The sequence below is a fragment of the Bacteroides sp. D55t1_190419_B8 genome (assembly GCF_015558905.1).
GTDB classification, from domain to species: domain Bacteria; phylum Bacteroidota; class Bacteroidia; order Bacteroidales; family Bacteroidaceae; genus Bacteroides; species Bacteroides vicugnae.
The window spans coordinates 186,278-209,441 of record NZ_JADMOU010000004.1 but is presented as its reverse complement, the minus strand read 5'-3'; the positions used below and the strand labels follow the sequence as shown (position 1 = coordinate 209,441).

Sequence of the window (23,164 nt, the reverse complement as noted above, 5' to 3'; positions counted from 1 at the left end):
GGATTACAGTATTTCCAAAAAGCAAAAGAGGAGACCGCTTCACAGTGACCTCCTCCCTCTATACTCTATATGAATATGCTAAAAAGGGTTTATTGAAAAAAAGAAGCATATTCAAAAGGTTTTTATTAAAAAATATTACATAGCGATTCAATGAATCGCTTTAAAATCATATCAACAATCTTCACAGACAGTTGATATGTATGGGAAATATGTATCAAATTATATTTTGGTACATGGATCAATTTACATGCTACCACCTTTACCACCACTATGTGTCGGGTTATAAGTTACCGTCTTATATTGCTGGTCAGCACCTGTATAACGTTTTGCAGAGATAGATATCGTTTTTGTCTGCCCGTTATAGATGACTGTTGTAGTCAATGTAGTTGTACGAGTCTTGGCATAACAAGCATAATCCATCGTAGTATAGCCATTTACATTTACCGTATTATATATACGTTCGGTAGTAGTGATTCCTGATGTTGAACCCATCAACGAATACATGCGAGTTCTGAGATAAGCCGCCATTGCATTTATTGTCGTTTGGTCACTGGTACCTAAGGCATTTTTTATAGCCGTAACCATTCCCTCTACGCCACCGACATAATCCCAGCCGGCCTTTTCGGAATATTTCAACACGATACCTGTCACCGCTTTCGCATTCTCGCTATTATCATGACTTGTCTGTCCCAAAACTTCGCTTTTCTGAATTTCCTCTTTGCTAATAGTGCTAGACACTTTGTTTTCTATTGCATAAGCAGAAAAGTGCTTAACCGGAGCTGTATAACTACCACTTTCGTTCAAAGTAACTGCTACATTTTGTCCCCCGTCTTTCTCCACTTCCCATTGTCCTGATTGCGGATTCAGATAAGTCAGTTGCATACTACTCTTCGGGAAAGTTATACCCGGAATAGGGTTCGGAATAGATATGTTGACAGCCTCTTTGAATTTTAATCCTGTCGGTTCAAAATGAGCTGCTGCCAAAGGAATGCTCTTTTCTACAGCCTTTCCTTCTTCAGCAGGTTTAACCTCGGTAGTAACCTTTTCGGGAGCAGGAACAAACGTAGTGACACTGATATCAACTTTATTGTTTTCCACAATTCCTGTATTCTGCCCTTCTGCTTCAATAGCCCCTGCCGGAATCTCTATGGACACTTTCGCCAAGGGTACATCTTCTACAACCTTATCCGGTGTAACCTGTCCCAAATCCTCTGAAGTTGCCGGAATTTCTGTATTTGATGTACTTTTATCTTCCACAACAGTTGCTTCCTGTGCGTCCAGTTTGACTTCTTCTTTCGGACTTTCCCCAGTTAGAGCTAAAGCCACAGTTATCACACTACGGTTCTCCGTATTGTCTGCTATTGTCACAGAAGTCTTTTGAGAGAGATAACCGGTATGAGTAACGGCAATCTCATAAATACCTGTGGCGCTTTCGGTAACAGAGAACTTACCATTGGAGTCCGTTGTACAATTTTTACTTCCTACTTTCACAGTCACCCCACTCATTCCTGCGCCTTTTGAAGTTACTGTACCCATAATGTAATACTCCACTATCGGTTTCGGAGTTTCAATTACTTCCCCCTCTGCCGGTTTCGGATCGTCATCATCATCATGACATGCAACTGTCGCAAAAGACAACACACCCAAGGCTATCGCCATGGCACCCACATAAAACCATTTTACACTTTTCATAATGTTTTAATTTTGTTAAAAATACTAGTTCAAATATCAATCATGATTCATTTCTCACTCGTTCTAATCAAATAATAACGGATATAATCCGGCTGCCAGAAACGTGAGTTCTCAGCAGACTTAGGTTCTATACTATAACTTTCGCCCAACGAACGGTGGGCATATTCATTTCCGCTACGCATATCATACTGAAAAGCAAAATATTCGGGAAGCATCACCCGCAGCGTATATCGCCTGCGTTTCTTCCCCGGTAACGGAATAGAGAAGTTAAATCCCGCATTTGTTGTTCCATCTGTGTACATGCCATATATACCTACAATATATTCACCGAAATAACGTGAAAGGGTTCCACGTACTCCATAATCTCCATAAATAAAACGAGCTCCTTCTACTTTCACCAGAGTATTCACTTCCGGTACGTAATATCCTACACTAAGCTGTCCATTAACTCTTCCCCACTTACTCATTTTCCATTCACTACCATAGAAATGGGAAGAACCGGTAATTCCTCCGCCACCTTCTACCGTCCACCGACCATTCGCAGAAAAATAGCCGATTCCTGCAGCAAGTCCCTGACGATCATTAGAAAAGCTACCACCAGCAAGGTATCCTTTCCAATGATTAGCCAAGCGAAAATCCTGATGCAAAGTCATGAATCCCAAGCGAACACAGTCCCACTTACCATCTTCATTACTCACAATAGGCAAAGAAACCTGCATCCGCAGCGAAGCTCCCTTCCATAATTGCATTTCTAAAGCAGGCTGTAATTCCAAAGCCGCTTTATACAACTTATAAGTTACATTGTTGACTAACATTACACTGGGATATACTACCAAATCCACTTTACCGAAAGAATTTTCTTTCCGTTTTATACCTTTCAAGCGATTCACGGCAGTTCTGGTAGAAGTTGTCATCCCCATATTACGATACACTTCGCCCAACGAACATTCACCAGACTGATATTTTTGAATCAATTCCACAGGAATAGTTATGCATAATTGCGGTAAGGCATTATCTAATATAAGCAACTGCAAAGTCGGTATCTCCGGTATAGCAGCCAAATGGCGTATGGCAATACCTATTCCATTATAAATACCTCTATAGGTAGAGGTCTCAAAAGCGGCAGTTATCGTGTCTTTTTTCTCCACAACCGAAATATTCTTCATTTTCAATTCTTTCAGGGTATCACTCACACGAAGTAGCTGTGCCTGCAACAAAGAAATACCACAGAGAAAAACGGCTGCTATACTAACGATCCTTTTCATCTTTATTTTAATGTATTAATGTACATTCATACCGCAGACCAGCGGAAACACATGTAAATTCACGAGTAAACACATTGACGGACAAATGCTTCCAAAAGCGCATGGCAGCACCCAGATTCCATCCACGCGTATCATATTCAGCCATCAACTTTAACTCCTTGCAAAAAGAAGGCGTGTAGCGGACACCTCCGAAAGGCCCCTTATTATATACCCGGCAATCGCCCTGATGAATATACCAACCTGCCGTCACAGCCAATTGATCCCCCGAACGGAATCCGATAGTCTTTGTTAATACACCATAATAAGCTCCCCAATATGGCGTCTTCTTTTCCGTCAAGAGATCGTCTCCACCAACCACAACAGCCGGGAAATAACGACTTTCCTTTATCGGACGAATACGAATCGTATTAGAACGGTCTTGATTATGATAACCGGTTCTACCCGTAGCTGTTGTCATTTTGAGCAATGTCATCCGATAAGTGAATTCGATAAAAGAAAAAAGAGTCATATCTACAAAATAGTTCATGGTAGGGAAACTGAAAACCGAAGGAGTAAGCTGTTCAGGTAAAAAATTAACTCCACCTATAAATGTTCCGGCCTCTTGCATTTCAGCGGTAGGTATCATCAACTGCCCCGTTGTTCCTATAGAATATTGAGCATGAACCAGACTGGTGGTCATCGAAATGAGAATCAAAAATAGAATACTACCTTTCAATGAAATAAATGACTTATTCCTAAAAGTTGTTTTAGTTTGCTTCATCTTTATTTGTATATTATACTTTTAAATAGAGATATTCTCAAAACCATTGATTAATCTACTATTTTTACCTTATATAATTCCGTTACTTCTTAGGTAACAGTAAACACACAATCGAGAACAACCGGAATGAAAGCAGAGAAAAACATCGACAATTACAGTAATAGAAGAGTTTTGGCCTTTAGCGAAGGGGGAAATTCTTTTTTTAACAGGACATATAAATCATAGGGCATGAAGATAAGATTATTTCATGTTCGGATTTTTTTTTGCCATATATATCAGATAAAACGAAAAAAATGAGATTATATTTGTTTGCTATCTATATTTTTGTTTATCTTTGCGTCGTATTAGAATCCGTTACCTAAGAAGTAACAGACATAATTAAATATTGATTATTAGAGTTTTGTCTATATATCACCTGCTAACATTGCAATTTCTAACGTAAGATAAATTCTTTCTATTAACTTCTGTACGTTCTCTTAATCCAAAGCCTTTCAGATATATTTGTGTGGTTTTAATAGATTTGTGTCCCAACGATTCACTAATCATTTCAATCGGAACTCCGCGATATTTAGCGGTAGTAGCCCACGAATGTCGGAAGGTATATGAAGTGACGGGGGAATTCAGGTGTAGTGCCCTAGCCAAATCCTTCAAACAATTATTAAAACTCCGAAGAGCAGATTGATATTCCCTATATGCTCTTTCATCTTTCCGTTTCTTATCGCCATGTAAAATATTGAATAAATAGTCGGGACAATCAGGGACAGCGGGTTTATTGCTTCGAAGCTGATCAATCATCTCCTTTGCGCTATCCAAAATTTCCAAGCTCATAGGTGTTTTAGTCTTGATACGGTTATATTGAAGCACATTCTGGTTCAAAGCTGATTTCTCTAAATGCGCCAAATCCGCGAATGACATCCCACAAAACTGAAACATCAGAGCAGCAATCGTCTGTGTACGGCGCAAGCGTTCGGACTTCGGATCTTCATACAGAAGTTTATGCAATTCGAGCACAGGCAATGCTTTCTTTTGCCGGATATCTACACCTGTATAGACGTCATGAAACAACCGGGGCACATAAGGAGCTCTTCCCGCTTCCACTCCCCTATTGTAGATGCTACGCAACATACGCATATAGGTAGAAATCGTATTGAGCTTCAATCCTGACTCATAAAGATACTGCCCATAGCAACGTAAACATTCCCGCGTGACATGTCTGAACGATATGTTTGTTGTTCCACAAAACTTACTAAAAGAAAAAAGAGCATTCTTATAAACATGAGCGGTAGAATATCTCCCTTCTTTTCGCAAACGCTCAATGTACGCTCCGGCACATTGGTTAAATCCATTCTTATTCATTTTTTGCATCATTAGTTATTTTAGATTATACAATAAATTAAGAGAAAGAACAAAAATACCTACTTTATGATTGCAACTATTATAAAAAAAGAAAAGTAAGAGAAAAACCGCCATTCACGTGAAAGTTATTCTTGTATTTCGGTGAGAAAACAAGTGAAATCGGTACAAAAACGAAGGTATCCAAAGAGGGCTGTACAAAGCGCTGAAACGCCCGCCAGTAAAGGGGGAAAAGCCAACGAAAACCAGTAGAGTAGAGAAGAGAAGAGAAAAGTATTATTTCTGTTATAAATAATAGCAATAATATAGGGCAGAGAAAATGGCTTTAGCTGCTACCGCTGTCGGTTCGGATCACTTCGTCGGTGCCGTTTCTGTACCCGCGTCCCTCATGAGTTATTCGTCCGGCAGATGACCGGCTTTCGTCTGGCAGGTTGTTGATGCTCGTCCGGTGGGTAACGGACATTCACACGGTAGATAACGTACGTTTGTCCGTTAGGTAAATTCTATATTATTTTTCGGGTTACCGCTTCACTAAAAAATAATATTTGGCTCATACATAACCAAAATACTATTCAGGATCACAATCAAACCTGTTATTCCATCAATAATAGCCTGTGAAATTATTTAAATAAAGGGATAGAGTTAAGAAGATGAAGGCCTGAATAATGTTTTTCCCTATATTATTCGCTAGAATCAAAGAAAGTGCCTATCTTTACCGCAAATATTTTTATTATTCACCATTAAATATAAAGATTATGGCAAGTAGAAGAGAACTCAAAAAGAACGTAAACTATATCGCAGGAGAATTATTCACCGAGTGTTTAATTAACAGCATGCTTATCCCCGGCACAGACAAAGCGAAAGCTGATGAACTGATGGCAGAGGTACTGAAAATGCAGGATGAGTTTGTTACTCGTATCAGCCATACAGAACCGGGCAACGTGAAAGGTTTTTATAAGAAATTCCGTGCAGACTTTAATGCAAAGATTAACGAGATTATTGAAGCTATCGGAAAATTGAACTAAAAGCAGAAATGAAAAAAGCAATTTATAGCTTTATCTATTACCGCCTGTTAGGGTGGAAGACAAACGTTACGGTGCCTAATTATGATAAATGCGTGATATGTGCCGCTCCACACACAACAAATCTTGATTTATTTATTGGAAAACTATTTTATGGTGCTATAGGCCGTAAGACAAGTTTCATGATGAAAAAAGAATGGTTTTTCTTTCCACTCGGAGTTTTTTTCAAAGCTGTTGGCGGAATTCCCGTTGACCGCAGCCGAAAAACTTCGCTAGTAGATCAGATGGTTCATAATTTTGCTAAATATAAAAAGTTTAATTTGGCTATCACTCCCGAAGGAACCCGCAAAGCGAATCCAAACTGGAAAAAAGGATTTTATTTTATAGCCTTGAAAGCCCAGGTTCCTATCGTTCTGATTGGCATTGATTACAGCAAGAAAACAATCTCTGCAACGAAAGCCATCATGCCATCAGGAGATATTAATAAGGACATGAAAGAAATCAAACTTTATTTCAAAGATTTCAAAGGAAAACATCCGGAGAATTTTGCTCTTGGAGAAATATGATTTTAAGTATTAAGTAATAAGTATTAATCGTAGCTTCTGACATACCTATCCGCACGGTTTAATACTTAATACTTGACACTTAATACTTATTTAACACTTAGTTAGTATGGAGTCTATCCGTATTTCCATCATACAAACCGATATTGCTTGGGAAAATAAACAAGAAAATCTCCGTTTGCTCCACGAAAAGCTGCAAAGTCTTCGTGGAATAACGGAGATGGTTGTTTTACCGGAGATGTTTTCCACCGGATTCAGCATGCAGAGTAAAATGCTGGCAGAGCCGAACTCCGGAGCGACCATTACAACACTCAAGCAATGGGCTGCCCAATTTCAGCTAGCCATTTGTGGAAGTTATATAGCAACTGAAAACGACCAGTTCTATAATCGGGCCTTCTTCCTGACACCGGAAGGAGAAGAATTCTATTATGACAAACGTCACCTGTTTCGTATGGGAAGGGAAGCTGAACATTTTTCGGCTGGTGATAAACGACTTATCATCCCTTACCGTGGATGGAATATCTGCCTGCTGGTTTGCTATGATCTCCGTTTTCCTGTATGGAGCCGGAACGTAAACAACGAGTACGACCTTTTAATATATGTAGCCAACTGGCCTATCCCCCGCCGTCTGGTTTGGGACACTCTACTCCGGGCACGTGCCTTGGAAAATCAATGCTATGTATGCGGTGTCAACAGGGTAGGCATAGACGGATATCAGCTTACATATAATGGAGGAAGCAGAGTTTATTCTGCTTTCGGAGAAGAAATAGGCTCATTTCCAGATGAAAAGGAAGGAATAGCTACTGTGAGCCTTAATCTGAATACTCTTAACCAATTCAGAGAGAAGTTCCCGGTATGGAAAGATGCAGACGAATTCCATCTGTAACATTGGCAAAACAACAAATGTTAAAAACAGATTATTGCAGCAACAATACCTATAACTCGGTAGTTAATTATATAGACTTCTTTTGTATCTTTGTCGTGAAAATACAGTCGTAAGGACGCTAATCTTACATAACTTAATTAACAACTTTATGAAAACAAATCTTAGTTCTCAAATCAGTCTCCACCGGGTCTCCCCCAGATACTACAGACCGGAGAATGCATTTGAAAAATCAGTCTTGACAAGACTCGAGAAAATCCCTACGGACATCTACGAATCCGTAGAAGAAGGTGCTAACTATATTGCGCGCGAAATAGCACAAACCATACGCGAAAAACAAAAGGCAGGACGTTTCTGTGTATTGGCACTTCCCGGAGGTGACTCACCCAGCCACGTATATACCGAACTTATCCGTATGCATAAGGAAGAGGGACTTAGCTTCCGCAATGTGATCGTATTTAATATGTATGAGTATTATCCGTTGTCTCCCGATGCAATCAACAGCAACTTCAACGCTTTGAAGAGTATGTTGCTGGACCACATCGACATTGACAAGCAGAATATATTCACTCCCGATGGAAGCATTGCCAAAGATACTATCTTTGAATATTGCCGCCTGTATGAACAACGCATTGAAAGCTTCGGAGGTATTGATATTGCTTTGTTAGGTATCGGTCGTGTAGGTAACATTGCGTTCAACGAACCGGGTTCCCGACTGAACTCTACCACTCGTCTGATTTTGTTGGATAACGCATCACGCAATGAGGCATCCAAGATTTTCGGAACGTTGGATAATACTCCGATCAGTTCTATTACAATGGGAGTAGCCACTATTCTTGGTGCAAAGAAAGTGTATCTGCTTGCCTGGGGTGAGAATAAAGCAGCTATGATTAAAGAATGTGTGGAAGGTGCGATCACTGACACAATTCCTGCTTCTTACCTGCAAACTCACAACAATGCGCATGTAGCTCTCGATCTTTCGGCAGCCATGAACTTAACACGTATCCAACGTCCTTGGTTAGTCACTTCCTGCGAATGGAACGATAAGTTAATCCGTAGCGCTATTGTTTGGCTGTGTCAGCTGACCGGCAAACCGATTCTGAAATTGACCAATAAAGATTATAACGAAAACGGGTTAAGTGAGCTTCTGGCACTTTATGGTTCTGCATACAATGTAAATATCAAAATTTTCAATGATTTGCAGCACACCATTACCGGATGGCCGGGTGGCAAGCCTAATGCTGATGATACCTATCGTCCGGAACGCGCAAAACCATATCCGAAACGCGTAATCATCTTCTCTCCGCATCCGGATGATGATGTTATTTCCATGGGTGGTACACTTCGCCGTTTGGTAGAGCAGAAACACGAAGTACACGTAGCTTACGAAACTTCCGGTAATATCGCTGTAAGTGACGAGGAAGTAGTTCGTTTCATGCATTTCATCAATGGATTCAACCAACTCTTCAATAACAGTGAAGACTTGGTTATCAATGAAAAATATACAGAAATACGCAATTTCTTGAAAGAGAAGAAAGACGGTGATATGGACAGCCGTGATATTCTGACTATCAAAGGTCTGATTCGTCGTGGTGAAGCCCGTACGGCTTGTACTTATAATAATATACCGTTGGAACGTTGCCATTTCCTTGATCTGCCATTCTATGAAACAGGTAAGATTCAGAAAAACCCGATCAGTGAAGCAGACGTAGAAATTGTACGCAACTTGCTCCGTGAAATAAAACCTCACCAAATTTTCGTTGCAGGTGACCTAGCCGACCCACATGGAACTCACCGTGTATGTACAGACGCTGTATTTGCTGCTGTCGATCTTGAAAAAGAAGAAGGTGCCAAATGGCTGAAAGACTGTCGTATCTGGATGTACCGTGGTGCGTGGGCTGAATGGGAAATCGAGAATATTGAAATGGCAGTGCCTATCAGTCCGGAAGAACTTCGTGCAAAACGTAACTCTATCCTGAAACATCAGTCGCAAATGGAAAGTGCTCCGTTCCTGGGTAACGACGAACGTTTGTTCTGGCAACGTAGCGAAGATCGTAACCGTGGTACAGCTACTTTGTACGATCAGTTGGGACTGGCTTCTTACGAAGCAATGGAAGCATTTGTAGAATATGTTCCATTATAAGAGTAATCATTCTTAATTAAGAGAATATAAAACAATGAAAGAAGAGTGGGAAGTTTCGATACTTCTCGCTCTTTTTTGTTTATTTTTGCGGGAGAATTCACCACAGAGGAAAGGAGGACACAGAGTTATTATGAACAACCATTTTATATCGCTATATCGCTTCATAGATTTAACCTCTGTGTCCTCCTTTCCTCTGTGGTGAAAATGAAAATAAAAGCATTGAATGATGAAAAAGATAATAGTGTTTCTTCTATGCCTCATTATAGGCGCAAACTACCTTTTCGCTCAAGACATTGAAAGAAATGTAAAAGAGCGGCTGACGGATTACTTCAACCAATATACCGCAACAGCCCAAATCAGCACTCCTAAACTGAATAGCTTCGATATTAATTACGACCGTAAGACGATTGCAATCTATGCATCGGAGAGCTTCGCCTATCAGCCTTTCCGACCGGAAACTGTAGAAAATATTTATAATCAAGTAAAAGAGTTGCTTCCGGGTCCCGTTCATTATTACCAGCTCACCATTTATGCGGATGGGAAACCTATTGAGGATTTGGTACCTAATTTCTACCGGAACAAGAAAAAGGATAAAGGACGGTTATCCTTAAATGTAGATTATAAAGGAGCTCCCTGGGTGAAAAACACTTCACGTCCTAATGAAATCTCACGCGGACTACAAGACCGCCACATTGCAATCTGGCAAAGCCACGGCAACTATTTCAAAAATGACAAAAACGAATGGGGATGGCAACGCCCCCGATTGTTCTGCACCACAGAAGATATGTTCACTCAATCTTTTGTCCTTCCTTATGTGATTCCAATGCTGGAAAATGCAGGAGCGATTGTTTACACTCCCCGCGAACGGGATACACAAAAGAATGAAATCATCGTAGATAATGATACTCCCAGCGCTTCTCTTTATTTGGAAGTGGGTGGTAAAAAGACTAATTGGACAAATGCTCCGGTAAGAGGATTTGCTCAAAAGAAAACAATCTATAAAGAGGAAGAAAATCCTTTCACTGACGGGACCTGTCGTTTTATTCCAACAGAGAAAAAGAAAAAGAAGAATAAAGACCAGGTATTTGCCGAATGGGTGCCTACTCTACCGGTAACAGGCAAGTATGCAGTTTATGTTTCCTACCAGACATTGCCCAACAGTGTAAGCGACGCCAAATATCTGGTATTCCATAACGGTGGAGTTACCGAATTTAAAGTAAATCAAAAGATAGGTGGAGGCACATGGGTTTATCTCGGTACTTTTGAATTCGACAAAGGGAACAACGACTACGGCATGGTGGTTCTTAGCAACGAGAGCAGCGAACATGGAGTTGTATGTGCCGATGCAGTACGTTTTGGAGGAGGAATGGGTAACATTGCCCGTGGAGGAAGAATCAGTGGGCTACCGCGTTACTTGGAAGGAGCACGCTACTCTGCTCAATGGGCGGGAATGCCATACGAAGTATATGCCGGACGAAAAGGTGAAAACGACTATATAGACGATATCAACACACGCTCTAACGTTATCAATTATTTATCGGGCAGTTCCGTCTATAACCCACAACAGTCGGGTCTGGGCGTACCTTTGGAAATGACGATGGCATTGCACAGTGACGCCGGATGCAGCAAAACAGACGAACTGATCGGATCACTCGGCATTTACACCACCGATTTCAATAATGGCAAACTGAATGCAGGAACAGACCGGTATGCCTCACGTGATTTGGCAGACATTCTGCTGACACAGATTCAGAAAGATATTTATTCAAGCTACAGCTTGCCGTGGACACGCCGCAGCATGTGGAACCGGAATTATAGTGAAACACGTCTTCCGGCTACGCCTTCTACAATTATTGAACTACTCTCCCACCAGAACTTCGCAGATATGCAGTTAGGACATGATCCGAACTTTAAATTTACAGTGGGACGTGCCATCTACAAAGGAATTTTGCAATTCATTACCAGCCAGCATGATAAAGAATACATCGTTCAGCCTCTGCCTGTGAGCAATTTCGCCATTCAATTCGGAAAGAAAAAGAATACATTAGAACTTTCATGGAAAGGCGAAGACGATCCGCAAGAACCGACTGCACGACCACGGGAATACATTGTATATACCCGCATCGGTTATGGAGGTTTTGACAATGGCACTTTAGTCAGCAAAACGTCCCATACCGTTAAGATAGAACCGGGACTCGTTTATTCATTCAAGGTAACTGCTGTAAACCGGGGCGGGGAAAGTTTTCCTTCTGAAATCCTCTCCGCTTATAAAGCCAAACGTGAACAGGGAAAAGTCATCATCATCAATGGCTTTGACAGAATCAGCGGTCCGGCGGTCGTTAACACTTCTGAAAAAGCCGGATTCGATCTAATGCAAGATCCCGGCGTTCCGTATATATCGAATATTTCATTTTGCGGAGCACAAACCAGTTTCGACCGTACACAAGCCGGTAAAGAAGGAAAAGGAAGTCTGGGGCATAGTGGAAGCGAATTAGAAGGAATGAAAATTGCAGGAAACACGTTCGACTATCCTTTTATTCACGGAAAAGCGATTCAGGCAGCCGGAAAATATAGCTTCGTATCATGCAGCGACGAAGCGGTAGAGAACGGATTAGTTACGTTAGAAGATTATCCGGTGGTAGATTATATTTTGGGACTGGAAAAAGAAGATCCTGCAAGTAAAGCATATTACAAGACATTCTCTTCGGCTATGCAACGGATTATGACCAGCTATTGCCAAGCGGGAGGTAACCTGTTTGTCAGCGGTGCTTATGTAGGAAGTGATATGAGTGGAACACAAGGAAACCGGGAATTTACGGAGAAGATACTGAAGTATGGTTATCAAGGTAGCCTGACGGATAAAAGTTCGAATCAGATTAAAGGATTGGGCCGTACTATTACAATCCCACGTCTGCCTAATGAAAGCAGCTATGCTGTGCCTGCTGCGGATTGTATTGTTCCCGTAGATACTGCCTTCCCCGTATTTACGTATGCACCCGGCAATCAGAGTGCAGGTATTGCCTACAAAGGAAACTACCGTACTTTTGTATTGGGCTTTCCTTTTGAAAGCATCCAGTCCGAAGCGGACCGGGCAACCATTATGGCAGGCATCCTGGGATTCTTTACTCAAAAATAAAAAATATCCTTTTTTTTAATCCGTTTTTCATTTTAAATTCTATCTTTGCTACTATAATAACCTTTAAAACTAAAAAACAATGTATACTATACAAGCAAATCCCAGCGGTACACGCAGCATAGAAGTATCTAATGAAAATTTGAGAACGATTGAAAAATATGCTCTGTTCCGTCATCTTATCGACAGTACCGGTATTGTAGATGAAGCAGTTTTGGATAAGTTGAAACTTAATGTCCGTTCCCTTATCGCCAGCCAGGAGGAAGATAGCAAAGACTTGCTGGACCTTTGTATCGACGTGATTTATCACAATAATATGAAGGCATTCGGCTTGCAACAGCTCATCAAGCTCTATCTTACCTGGCTCTCCAGTCCGGAAGCGGAAGAAGAGGAGGAATAATGATTACGGTAGATACCTGCGGAATAACAGCATACAGTCCGCTGATTCCTGCAATAAAAGCGATGTGCACTGCCTCTCCGGGTGAAACGATAGAGATTATCATGAACCATGCCGATGCGTTTCAGGATCTAAAGGAATATCTGTCCGAGCAAGGTATTGGTTTCCGTGAAATCTATGACGGTGAACAAATGACATTACAGTTCACAATCAACGGGAAGTTAAAAAAATATCCTAATAATTGAAAGAAAACATCCTAATGAACGAAGTGAAACATCTCAATGAATAAAAAAATCATTGGGATGTTTTTTATTATCCGTATCTTTGCGGCATGAAAGAATATCGATTGACCGACTGGTTACCCACTACTAAGAAAGAAGTAGAACTTCGAGGATGGAATGAATTGGATGTCATTCTATTCAGTGCTGATGCATATGTGGATCATCCTTCTTTTGGTGCTGCCGTTATCGGACGCATTCTCGAAGCGGAAGGTTTGAAAATAGCCATCGTTCCCCAACCTAACTGGCGTGACGACCTGCGTGACTTCAGGAAGTTGGGACGTCCACGGCTATTCTTCGGTATCTCCGGCGGATGCATGGACTCAATGGTTAATAAATATACCGCCAACAAACGACTACGCAGCGAAGACGCCTATACTCCGGACGGCCGACCGGATATGCGTCCGGAATATCCTTCCACGGTTTATAGCCAGATACTAAAGAAACTCTTTCCGGATGTTCCGGTAGTCATCGGAGGAATCGAAGCCAGTTTAAGACGGTTGAGCCATTACGATTATTGGCAGGACAAAGTGCAAAAGAGTATTTTGTGCGACAGCGGGGCAGATCTGCTCATTTACGGAATGGGGGAAAAGCCTCTTGTAGACCTGGTGAAGAATATGAAAAGTCTGCTCACCGCTGAAGAACCTGTACTGACAAGCAGCAAATTCAGAACAATTATCGGTTCTGTACCCCAAACAGCCTATCTTTGTCGTGCAACAGAATGGACATCTGCGGAAGATGACCTTCAACTTTATTCACACGAAGAATGTCTGGCAGATAAAAAGAAACAGGCTAGTAATTTCCGACATATCGAAGAAGAATCCAATAAATATTCGGCTTCACGAATCACACAAGCAGTAGGAAATAAGATAGTAGTTGTCAATCCTCCCTATCCTCCGATGAGCCAGAAAGACCTCGATCATTCGTTTGATCTACCATATACCCGCCTGCCTCATCCAAAATACAAAGGGAAACGGATTCCGGCATACGATATGATTAAATTTTCCATCAACATTCACCGAGGATGTTTTGGTGGCTGTGCATTCTGCACCATTTCCGCCCATCAGGGAAAGTTTATTGTCAGCCGAAGCAAAGAGTCTATACTGAAAGAGGTAAAAGAGGTTATTCAGTTACCCGATTTCAAAGGATATTTAAGTGATTTGGGAGGTCCTTCCGCTAATATGTATCAGATGAAAGGGAAAGAGGAAGCTATTTGCAAGAAATGCAAACGACCGTCATGTATTCACCCGAAAGTTTGTCCGAATCTAAATACCGATCACCGCCCTCTACTGGATATTTACCATGCTGTGGATGCCTTGCCCGGAATCAAAAAATCGTTTATCGGTAGCGGTGTACGCTATGATCTGTTACTTCATCAAAGCAAAGATGAAGCTATCAACCGTAGCACTGCCGAGTATACCCGCGAATTAATAGTCAATCATGTGAGTGGCCGGTTAAAAGTAGCTCCGGAACACACCAGTGACCGGGTATTATCCGTAATGCGCAAACCTTCTTTTGAGCAATTTGAAACATTCAAGAAGATATTCGACCGTATCAACCGGGAAGAGAATCTGCGTCAGCAACTGATTCCGTATTTTATCTCTTCGCATCCCGGATGCAACGAAGAAGATATGGCGGAGCTTGCCGTTATCACTAAACGTCTGGACTTCCACCTGGAACAAGTACAGGATTTCACTCCTACTCCGATGACAGTGGCTACCGAAGCCTGGTATAGTGGATTCCATCCATACACGCTAGAACCGATCTTCAGTGCCAAAACCCAACGGGAGAAACTTGCACAACGCCAGTTCTTTTTCTGGTATAAACCGGAAGAACGAAAAAACATCATCAATGAGTTGAGACGTATCGGACGTTCAGATTTGATAGACAAGTTATACGGAAAAGGAAAGGACATGGAAAGAGGGAAAGGAAAAAGATAGAACGAAATAAATTATAAATCAAGCATAAGGCATGATTATGAATCAATTATAACTTGTGATTCTATTGGCTACTTTTAAGTTAGCGCTCTCCAATTGATATATATTTGATTACCTAGTAAGTTTTCGTTTGACTATAGTCAAACGATAGTTCAATTATTGTCGGGCGTTAGTTCAACTTAAGTCAAACGAAAACTCATTAGGCAATCGAAAAAATAATATAGGTAAGAGAAAGAAATAAAAGCTACATAGTGATGAGTTGTTGCCAATAATAGCATCTTCAACTCATTTATGCTTCCTTTACCGGCAAAGCCACAATCTCCTGCAACACACTGACTGCCGTTTCCACATTAGTAACATCCTTAATCAGCATACTCCGTCTGCCGTTCTGTTCACGCAAATCACAACGACGGGTATATTTCATCATATAATCTATCACTTTACCAAAAGCCTTACTTTGATAGAACGGACTATCCGGATTGGAAACAAAGAACAAGGTCATCCGCCCACCTTTCAGGAAGATTTTCTCTGCACCCAAACGGGCTGCGAGACGGCGTAGAGGCACAATACGGAGTAGTTCTTCCGTTTCCCGGGGAACCGGTCCGAAGCGGTCTTCCAGACGAGCACGGAAAGCTTCCACATCTTTGTCCAATGTCAGTCCATCCAGTTCACGATATAGCAACATGCGTTCGCTGCTGCCAGTTACGTAGTTGGCGGGCAATAATAGTTCGAGGTCGCTTTCTACCTGACACTCGTCTACAAACTCTTCTCCACTAATTTGTCCTTCGCCTTTGATTTCATCCGCATACAGTTCTGCAAACTCATCTGTCTTCAACTCATGGACAGCTTCGGTCAGAATTTTCTGATATGTCTCATATCCCAAATCGGCAACAAATCCGCTTTGTTCGGCTCCAAGTAGATTTCCGGCTCCACGAATATCCAAATCCTGCATGGCAATATGAATACCACTTCCCAAATCACTAAAGTTTTCAATCGCTTGAAGACGTCGCCTTCCTTCGGCCGTCAAACTACCCAACGGAGGAGCCAGCAGATAACAAAAAGCTTTCTTGTTGCTACGTCCTACCCGTCCACGCATCTGATGGAGATCACTCAATCCAAAGTTTTGCGCCTGATTGATAATGATAGTGTTGGCATTCGGAATATCAATACCACTTTCGATGATTGTAGTTGCCAAGAGTACATCATAGTCGTAGTTGACAAAATCCAGAATAATCTTCTCCAGCTCTGTCGGTTCCATCTGTCCATGTCCAATTGCTACACGGCAATCCGGGATATGACGTTCGATCATCGCTTTCAATTCCGGCAAGTTCGCAATCCGGTTATTGACAAAGAAGACTTGACCGTTGCGGCTCATCTCAAAATTGATGGCATCCGTTATCACTTCTTCATTAAAAGTATGCACTTCGGTCTGAATCGGATAGCGGTTGGGTGGCGGAGTAGAAATCACACTCAAGTCGCGTGCACCCATCAATGAAAATTGAAGGGTACGGGGAATTGGAGTAGCAGTCATCGTCAGTGTATCCACATTTACTTTCAACTGACGCAGCTTTTCTTTGACAGAGACTCCAAATTTCTGCTCTTCGTCCACAATCAACAATCCCAAGTCTTTAAACTGGACATCTTTTCCCAAGATACGATGGGTACCTATCAGAATACCGACATCTCCCTCTTTCAATCCCTTCAATACAGCTTTGGTCTGTGCGGCAGTACGTGCGCGGCTTAAATACTCCACCCGGCACGGTAACCCTTTCAGACGCTCACGGAAAGTCTGAAAATGCTGGTAAGCAAGCACTGTTGTCGGAACCAAAACGGCCACTTGTTTATTATCGGCAACGGCTTTGAAAGCCGCACGGACCGCTACCTCGGTTTTTCCAAATCCTACATCTCCGCAGACCAGACGATCCATCGGACGGTCACTTTCCATATCCGCCTTGACATCAATCGTCGCCTTGCTCTGATCCGGTGTATCTTCATAAATAAAGGATGCTTCCAACTCACGCTGCAAGAAACTATCGGGACTATAAGAGAAACCTTTTTCCTGACGACGCTGCGAATACAATTTAATCAAATCGCGGGCAATATCCTTGATTTTACTCTTCGTACGTTCTTTCAGTTTCTCCCATGCACCTGTACCTAATTTGTTAAGGCGGGGAGCCTCTCCTTCTTTACCTTTATATTTGGAAACCTTATGCAGGGAATGAATAGAGACGAACACCACATCTTCATTTTGAAACACCAGTTTCAAAACCTCTTGCGTAGTATCACCATTCGGAATACGTACCAAACCGGAAAAACGTCCGATACCATGATCCGTATGCACCACATAGTCTCCCGGAGTGAACTGATTCAGTTCTTTCAAGGATAGTGCCACTTTTCCCGAACGGGCTTTATCACTTTTCAGATTATATTTATGGAAACGATCAAACAACTGATGGTCTGTGAAGATACAGAGCTGCAGTGTATTATCTACAAAACCTTCGTGAATAGTACGTTCTACGGGAGTAAAATTAATCTTATCACCTCGATCTTCAAAAATCGCTTTGATACGATCTGTTTGCTTCATGCTGTCACTACAGATATATAGCGAATAGCCCTTTTCCAGATAATCCTTGAAAGAAGAAGCTACCAGATCGAAATTCTTATGAAAAATAGGCTGGGCAGATGTATTGAAAGTAACGCTGGCATTGGGCGTTCCGGTCGGTTTATTACCAAATTCCAACCGGCGGAAATCGAGTGCCCGTACAGTAAACTCACTGCCGTCTATCAATTTCCCTTCCAATGTAATGCCACCATTCTCTTCGGCCTCCTGAACAGCTATTGCCTGTGGCGTCAGCGCCTCATCGTGTACTACCTGGATTCGTTCGCGCAACCAAAGAAAATCGCGCATTGCCAAAGTAGTCTCTTTCGGGATGAAATCCAGAAAAGAAGTCGTTACGTCACCTGTCACCGCCAAATCGGGAACAATAGACACTCCATCTTTCTTCTCACGGGATAATTGGGATTCCACCTCAAAGGTACGGACACTTTCCACTTCATCACCAAAGAAATCAATACGATAAGGATATTCCGAAGCAAAAGAGAAAACGTCGATAATACTACCGCGAACAGCATATTGTCCCGGTTCATATACGTAGTCTACATATTCAAAACCATAACTATGCAACACATCGGTGATGAAAGTGGTATCCACTTTCTCTCCTACATTCAGCTTCAGCGTTTTATTACTCAATTCCTTGCGCGACACCACTTTCTCCGCCAATGCATCCGGATACGTAACGATACATAATCCCTCTTCCCCCTTTTGCAAGCGGCTAAGTACTTCTGTGCGCAAAATCTCATTGGCCGCATCTTTTTGTCCATACTTGATGGAGCGACGGAATGAAGATGGAAAGAACAAGACTCTTTCCGTACCTAATATCTGCGTCAAGTCATGATAGAAATATCCGGCTTCTTCAAGATCACCTAAAATAAATACAAACGGGCAACCACCCTCTTGCACCAGTACAGAAGAAAAAAGAGAAGCGGCGGATGCACACAGTCCTCCGCAAAAAACAGTCTGAACGGAAGTGTCCTTCAACAAGCGCTTCATTACTGCCATATTGGGGTGGGCAGCATATTGTTGTTGCAACTCAGTTATTGTCATACCTATAAAATTTCCCCGCAAAATTACAAAAAAGATTGGGAGTATACACCCAAAGAACAGAAGTATTATAATAAGGTATCTGCCGGACATTACTTAGATGTGGGGCGAGTGCTGTTAAACCGTGGGCTAAACATCCGTGAGCCGTGGGATGAGCACTGCTAAGGCGTGGGCTTAGTTCCGACAACATGCCGTCTTATTCCGAATGGGGGTATGAAACACGTTAAATTTTCCTTAGTTCAGCTATAACTAAAGGAAAAGAACTACTTTTGTTTCTAAATTTTATAGTATCTATATGCAGACATCGGATAGCATTGTAATTATCCCCACCTATAATGAACGGGAGAACATAGAAAATATCATCCGTGCCGTTTTCGGCCTTCCCCAAGTATTCCATATTCTGGTCATAGAAGACGGCTCTCCGGACGGGACGGCAGCCATCGTAAGAAAACTGCAACAAGAATTTCCCGAACGGCTTTTTATGATTGAACGTAAAGGAAAACTGGGACTGGGCACTGCCTACATTACCGGATTTAAATGGGCACTAGAGCACGCATACGAGTATATTTTTGAAATGGATGCAGACTTCAGTCATAATCCGAATGATTTACCCCGTTTGTATCAGGCTTGTTCGGAACAAGGAGGAGATGTATCTATCGGTTCCCGTTATGTCAGCGGAGTGAATGTAGTGAATTGGCCGATGGGACGGGTATTGATGTCATACTTCGCCTCTAAATATGTGCGGTTTATCACCGGAATACCTGTACATGACACCACTGCCGGATTTGTTTGCTACCGCCGTCAGGTATTGGAAACGATCGATTTAGATCATATTCGTTTTAAAGGATATGCCTTTCAGATTGAAATGAAATTCACTGCATCCAAGTGTGGTTTCAAAATCATCGAAGTTCCCGTTATCTTCATTAATCGTGAATTAGGGACTTCTAAAATGAATAGCAGCATCTTTGGAGAAGCCATATTTGGTGTGATAAAATTAAAAGTAAATAGTTGGTTCCATAAATTCCCACAAAAGAAATGAAACGTACACTGATTCAAAATGCCGTTATTGTCAACGAAGGAAGAAAAGTTCTGGGTTCAGTAGTAATCGAGAATGAAAAGATAGCCGAAATATGGGTCGGTGAAGAAAACGCAACTGCCCCCTATGACGAGATAATAGACGCAACCGGATGTTATCTTTTGCCGGGTGCCATCGACGAACATGTGCATTTCCGCGATCCCGGACTGACTCATAAGGCAGATATCACTACAGAAAGTCGTGCTGCGGCAGCAGGAGGTGTCACCTCTATCATGGATATGCCCAATACCAATCCGCAAACTACTACATTGGAGGCTTTGGAAGAAAAATTTATTCTGTTGGGTGAAAAGTCGGCTGTCAACTATTCCTGCTATTTCGGAGCAACGAATAATAACTATACCCAGTTTGCACAACTGGATAAACACCGGGTTTGTGGAGTGAAGCTATTTATGGGGTCAAGCACCGGCAATATGCTGGTAGACCGGATGGCCAGTCTGCGTAATATATTCGGTGGAACTGATCTGCTCATCGCTGCTCATTGCGAAGATCAGGGAATTATCAAAGAAAATACGGATAAATATAAGAAAGAATACGGAGACGATGTACCTTTGGCTCTTCATCCGCTCCTTCGTTCGGAAGAAGCTTGCTATCGTTCATCCGAACTGGCAGTGCAGTTGGCACGTGAGACAAACGCCCGCCTGCACATCATGCATATTTCCACAGCTAAAGAGTTGAGCCTGTTTTCTAATGTACCTTTGGTACAAAAAAAGATCACGGCAGAAGCCTGTGTTTCTCATCTGCTCTTTACGGAAGAGGACTATCAGACACTGGGTGCCCGCATCAAATGCAACCCTGCCATTAAGACAGCGCAAGACCGGAAAGCTTTGCAAGAGGCTGTCAATAGCGGTTTGATTGATGCCATTGCCACAGATCATGCCCCACACTTACTTAGCGAAAAAGAAGGCGGTGCCTTAAAAGCAATGTCCGGAATGCCGATGATTCAGTTCTCACTCGTCAGCATGTTGGAGTTGACAGAAAAAGGAGTGTTTACTATCGAAAAAGTAGTAGAAAAGATGGCTCATGCTCCTGCGCAGATGTATGAGATACAAAACAGAGGATTCATTCGCAAAGGCTATCAGGCTGACTTGGTATTAGTCCGTCCCGGAAGCGAATGGACGGTAACAACCGATTGTATTCTAAGCAAATGCAAATGGAGTCCATTAGAGGGACACACATTCGACTGGAAAGTAGAGAAAACATTTGTAAACGGACATCTGTTATATAACAACGGAGAAATAGACGAGACTTATCGCGGACAGGAATTGTTCTTTGAGCGATAAATAATATTTCAGGCACGGATTACACGGATTTATTTCACGGTTTTTAGAAATATGACTATATAAAACAACAGCGTAATCCGTGTAATCCGTGCCTAAGAACATCAATATCCTGAAGGAAATCTTGCCTGGCACTACGTTGCCGCCATTAAACTCCTATTTAATTGCATAATTTATGATTTTATCTTATAAAATACATACAGTCACTCCCTACATCAACTGGATTTACTTTTTCCACGCATGGGGTTTCCAACCGCGTTTTGCAGCCATCGCCAACATCCACGGATGTGATGCCTGCCGTGCTTCGTGGCTGACAACTTTCCCGGAAGAAGAGCGTAATAAAGCTTCCGAAGCAATGCAGCTATTCAAAGAAGCCAATCGGATGCTCGATCTGCTTGACCGGGATTATGAAGTAAAGACCATCTTCAAGCTTTGCAAGGCAAACTCTGACGGGGATAACCTGATTATTGAGAAAGAAAAAGACCGGTTCATCACCTTTCCTTTACTGCGCCAACAAACGCCGAAAAGAGATGGTAGTCCTTTTCTTTGTCTAAGCGACTTTATCCGTCCGATTTCTTCCGGCATCCCGGATACCATCGGTGCTTTTGCTTCTTCCATTGATGCGGACATGGAAGGATTGTACGAACAGGATCCTTATAAACACCTGCTTGTCCAAACTCTCTCCGACCGACTGGCAGAAGCAGCAACAGAAAAGATGCATGAATATGTACGCAAAGAAGCATGGGGATATGCCAAAGACGAGAATTTAGGCATAGCGGATTTACTGGTCGAGAAATATCAAGGCATCCGACCTGCTGTCGGCTACCCGTCCTTACCGGATCAATCTGTCAACTTCCTGTTGGATGAACTATTGGATATGAAGCAAATAGGCATTTCACTAACCGAAAACGGAGCTATGTACCCGCACGCTTCTGTTTGCGGACTTATGTTCGCGCATCCTGCTTCCGAATACTTCTCCGTCGGAAAGATTGGACAAGACCAACTCGAAGATTATGCCCGCCGCCGGGGAAAAAGCATCGAAGAAATGTGTAAGTTTCTGGCAGCCAATCTTCAATAGTCCTTATTCTCCTGTGATTTTTCTCCTTTTCTCACGACTAACTAACCAGAAAAGTAATCATAGACTCCATGAGAGAACAAACAACAGAGGTCAGCGCCCCTATTGAGCAAGAGTTTTTGTCGGTGATCCGCGAATATGAACGAGTGATCTATAAGGTATGCTATCTGTATGCCAATCCCAATGCTCCTCTCAATGATCTGTATCAGGACGTGGTATTAAACCTTTGGAAAGCCTATCCCAAATTCAGAAAAGAATGTAAGGTTTCCACCTGGATTTACCGTATTGCCCTCAACACCTGTATCAGCTTCTATCGTAAAGAAAAGAATGTGCCGGAAATAGTCAGCCTCACCAAAGATACCGACTGGGCCATAGAAGCACACGACCCGATCAACGAAATGCTGAAACAGCTCTATCAGATGATCAACCAACTGGGACAGCTCGACAAATCAATTATCCTGCTTTATCTCGAAGACAAGAGTTACGAAGAAATAGCAGAAATCACCGGACTGACGGTTACCAATGTAGCGACCAAACTAAGTCGTATCAAAGACAAACTTAAAAGAATGAAAAAGGAGGAATAAGATATATGGAACTGGAAGAACTGAAAAAATCTTGGAATGCCCTGG

17 protein-coding genes are annotated in these 23,164 nt (G+C 42.1%); 12 read left to right on the top strand and 5 right to left on the bottom strand.

From position 1 onward, the window contains the following. Positions 1-243: 243 nt before the first annotated feature. From I2I13_RS05775 to I2I13_RS05760, 4 genes are all read right to left on the bottom strand, one after another. The gene (locus I2I13_RS05775) at positions 244-1,692 is read right to left on the bottom strand and encodes a carboxypeptidase regulatory-like domain-containing protein (RefSeq protein WP_074556437.1); all 1,449 of its coding nucleotides are present in this window, start codon (positions 1,690-1,692) and stop codon (positions 244-246) included. A gap of 47 nt (positions 1,693-1,739) precedes the next feature. Next, positions 1,740-2,957, bottom strand: coding sequence for a hypothetical protein (locus I2I13_RS05770; protein WP_195649063.1), 1,218 nt, complete (start codon positions 2,955-2,957; stop codon positions 1,740-1,742). A gap of 7 nt (positions 2,958-2,964) precedes the next feature. Next, positions 2,965-3,717 carry a YjbH domain-containing protein gene (locus I2I13_RS05765; RefSeq protein ID WP_195649062.1) on the bottom strand — a complete coding sequence of 251 codons (753 nt, stop codon included), beginning with the start codon at positions 3,715-3,717 and terminating at the stop codon, positions 2,965-2,967. A gap of 411 nt (positions 3,718-4,128) precedes the next feature. Continuing rightward, the gene (locus I2I13_RS05760) at positions 4,129-5,082 is read right to left on the bottom strand and encodes a tyrosine-type DNA invertase cluster 3b (RefSeq protein WP_099146420.1); all 954 of its coding nucleotides are present in this window, start codon (positions 5,080-5,082) and stop codon (positions 4,129-4,131) included. A 743-nt stretch (positions 5,083-5,825) separates the two neighbouring features. Between I2I13_RS05760 and I2I13_RS05755 the strand changes: the two genes are divergently transcribed. The 8 genes from I2I13_RS05755 to I2I13_RS05720 all read left to right on the top strand — a co-directional run bounded on the left by I2I13_RS05755 (position 5,826) and on the right by I2I13_RS05720 (position 15,429). Continuing rightward, positions 5,826-6,095, top strand: a complete 270-nt coding sequence (locus tag I2I13_RS05755; RefSeq protein WP_074556508.1) for a hypothetical protein — start codon at positions 5,826-5,828, stop codon at positions 6,093-6,095. 8 nt (positions 6,096-6,103) lie between these two features. Beyond that, on the top strand, positions 6,104-6,658 hold the full coding sequence (locus tag I2I13_RS05750) for a 1-acyl-sn-glycerol-3-phosphate acyltransferase (RefSeq protein ID WP_074556433.1): 555 nt from the start codon (positions 6,104-6,106) through the stop codon (positions 6,656-6,658). 106 nt (positions 6,659-6,764) lie between these two features. Further along, positions 6,765-7,541 carry an amidohydrolase gene (locus I2I13_RS05745; protein WP_074556432.1) on the top strand — a complete coding sequence of 259 codons (777 nt, stop codon included), beginning with the start codon at positions 6,765-6,767 and terminating at the stop codon, positions 7,539-7,541. A 148-nt stretch (positions 7,542-7,689) separates the two neighbouring features. Continuing rightward, a complete protein-coding gene (locus tag I2I13_RS05740) occupies positions 7,690-9,681 on the top strand; it encodes a glucosamine-6-phosphate deaminase (protein WP_195649061.1) in 1,992 nt (663 codons plus the stop codon). A 226-nt stretch (positions 9,682-9,907) separates the two neighbouring features. Next, a complete protein-coding gene (locus I2I13_RS05735; protein ID WP_195649060.1) occupies positions 9,908-12,817 on the top strand; it encodes a xanthan lyase in 2,910 nt (969 codons plus the stop codon). Positions 12,818-12,896: 79 nt separating this feature from the next. After that, positions 12,897-13,214 (top strand): hypothetical protein, encoded by a 318-nt coding sequence (locus I2I13_RS05730; protein ID WP_074556429.1) that lies wholly within the window; start codon positions 12,897-12,899, stop codon positions 13,212-13,214. Continuing rightward, complete coding sequence (locus tag I2I13_RS05725; protein ID WP_074556428.1) at positions 13,214-13,456, top strand: sulfurtransferase TusA family protein; 243 nt, start codon at positions 13,214-13,216, stop codon at positions 13,454-13,456. The genes I2I13_RS05730 and I2I13_RS05725 overlap by 1 nt, the downstream gene beginning before the upstream one ends. An 86-nt stretch (positions 13,457-13,542) precedes the next feature. Next, entirely contained in the window at positions 13,543-15,429 is a 1,887-nt protein-coding gene (locus tag I2I13_RS05720) for a YgiQ family radical SAM protein (protein WP_195649059.1), read from the top strand. Positions 15,430-15,715: 286 nt separating this feature from the next. Here I2I13_RS05720 and mfd read toward each other — a convergent pair whose 3' ends face one another. Further along, positions 15,716-19,090, bottom strand: a complete 3,375-nt coding sequence (gene mfd, locus I2I13_RS05715) for a transcription-repair coupling factor (protein ID WP_148366178.1) — start codon at positions 19,088-19,090, stop codon at positions 15,716-15,718. 292 nt (positions 19,091-19,382) lie between these two features. On the opposite strand from mfd, the gene I2I13_RS05710 reads away from it, so the two are divergent. The 4 genes from I2I13_RS05710 (at position 19,383) to I2I13_RS05695 (ending at position 23,119) form a co-directional block, all read left to right on the top strand. Continuing rightward, positions 19,383-20,126, top strand: a complete 744-nt coding sequence (locus tag I2I13_RS05710; protein ID WP_148366176.1) for a polyprenol monophosphomannose synthase — start codon at positions 19,383-19,385, stop codon at positions 20,124-20,126. Next, positions 20,123-21,463 (top strand): dihydroorotase, encoded by a 1,341-nt coding sequence (locus I2I13_RS05705; RefSeq protein WP_099146417.1) that lies wholly within the window; start codon positions 20,123-20,125, stop codon positions 21,461-21,463. The genes I2I13_RS05710 and I2I13_RS05705 overlap by 4 nt, the downstream gene beginning before the upstream one ends. Before the next feature lie 172 nt (positions 21,464-21,635). Then, positions 21,636-22,538: a vitamin B12 dependent-methionine synthase activation domain-containing protein gene (locus tag I2I13_RS05700; RefSeq protein ID WP_099146416.1), complete on the top strand. Its 903-nt coding sequence runs from the start codon at positions 21,636-21,638 to the stop codon at positions 22,536-22,538. Between the two features lie 68 nt (positions 22,539-22,606). Next, positions 22,607-23,119, top strand: a complete 513-nt coding sequence (locus I2I13_RS05695) for an RNA polymerase sigma factor (RefSeq protein WP_074637383.1) — start codon at positions 22,607-22,609, stop codon at positions 23,117-23,119. The last annotated feature ends 45 nt before the right edge of the window (positions 23,120-23,164 follow it).

Coding starts and splice junctions, on each gene's coding strand:
- I2I13_RS05755 (WP_074556508.1), top strand. CDS start 5,826: ATGGCAAGTAGAAGAGAACTCAAAAAGAACGTAAACTATATCGCAGGA.
- I2I13_RS05730 (WP_074556429.1), top strand. CDS start 12,897: ATGTATACTATACAAGCAAATCCCAGCGGTACACGCAGCATAGAAGTA.
- I2I13_RS05700 (WP_099146416.1), top strand. CDS start 21,636: ATGATTTTATCTTATAAAATACATACAGTCACTCCCTACATCAACTGG.
- I2I13_RS05735 (WP_195649060.1), top strand. CDS start 9,908: ATGAAAAAGATAATAGTGTTTCTTCTATGCCTCATTATAGGCGCAAAC.
- I2I13_RS05760 (WP_099146420.1), bottom strand. CDS start 5,082: ATGCAAAAAATGAATAAGAATGGATTTAACCAATGTGCCGGAGCGTAC.
- I2I13_RS05740 (WP_195649061.1), top strand. CDS start 7,690: ATGAAAACAAATCTTAGTTCTCAAATCAGTCTCCACCGGGTCTCCCCC.
- I2I13_RS05695 (WP_074637383.1), top strand. CDS start 22,607: ATGAGAGAACAAACAACAGAGGTCAGCGCCCCTATTGAGCAAGAGTTT.
- I2I13_RS05720 (WP_195649059.1), top strand. CDS start 13,543: ATGAAAGAATATCGATTGACCGACTGGTTACCCACTACTAAGAAAGAA.
- I2I13_RS05705 (WP_099146417.1), top strand. CDS start 20,123: ATGAAACGTACACTGATTCAAAATGCCGTTATTGTCAACGAAGGAAGA.
- mfd (WP_148366178.1), bottom strand. CDS start 19,090: ATGACAATAACTGAGTTGCAACAACAATATGCTGCCCACCCCAATATG.
- I2I13_RS05770 (WP_195649063.1), bottom strand. CDS start 2,957: ATGAAAAGGATCGTTAGTATAGCAGCCGTTTTTCTCTGTGGTATTTCT.
- I2I13_RS05725 (WP_074556428.1), top strand. CDS start 13,214: ATGATTACGGTAGATACCTGCGGAATAACAGCATACAGTCCGCTGATT.
- I2I13_RS05765 (WP_195649062.1), bottom strand. CDS start 3,717: ATGAAGCAAACTAAAACAACTTTTAGGAATAAGTCATTTATTTCATTG.
- I2I13_RS05750 (WP_074556433.1), top strand. CDS start 6,104: ATGAAAAAAGCAATTTATAGCTTTATCTATTACCGCCTGTTAGGGTGG.
- I2I13_RS05710 (WP_148366176.1), top strand. CDS start 19,383: ATGCAGACATCGGATAGCATTGTAATTATCCCCACCTATAATGAACGG.
- I2I13_RS05745 (WP_074556432.1), top strand. CDS start 6,765: ATGGAGTCTATCCGTATTTCCATCATACAAACCGATATTGCTTGGGAA.
- I2I13_RS05775 (WP_074556437.1), bottom strand. CDS start 1,692: ATGAAAAGTGTAAAATGGTTTTATGTGGGTGCCATGGCGATAGCCTTG.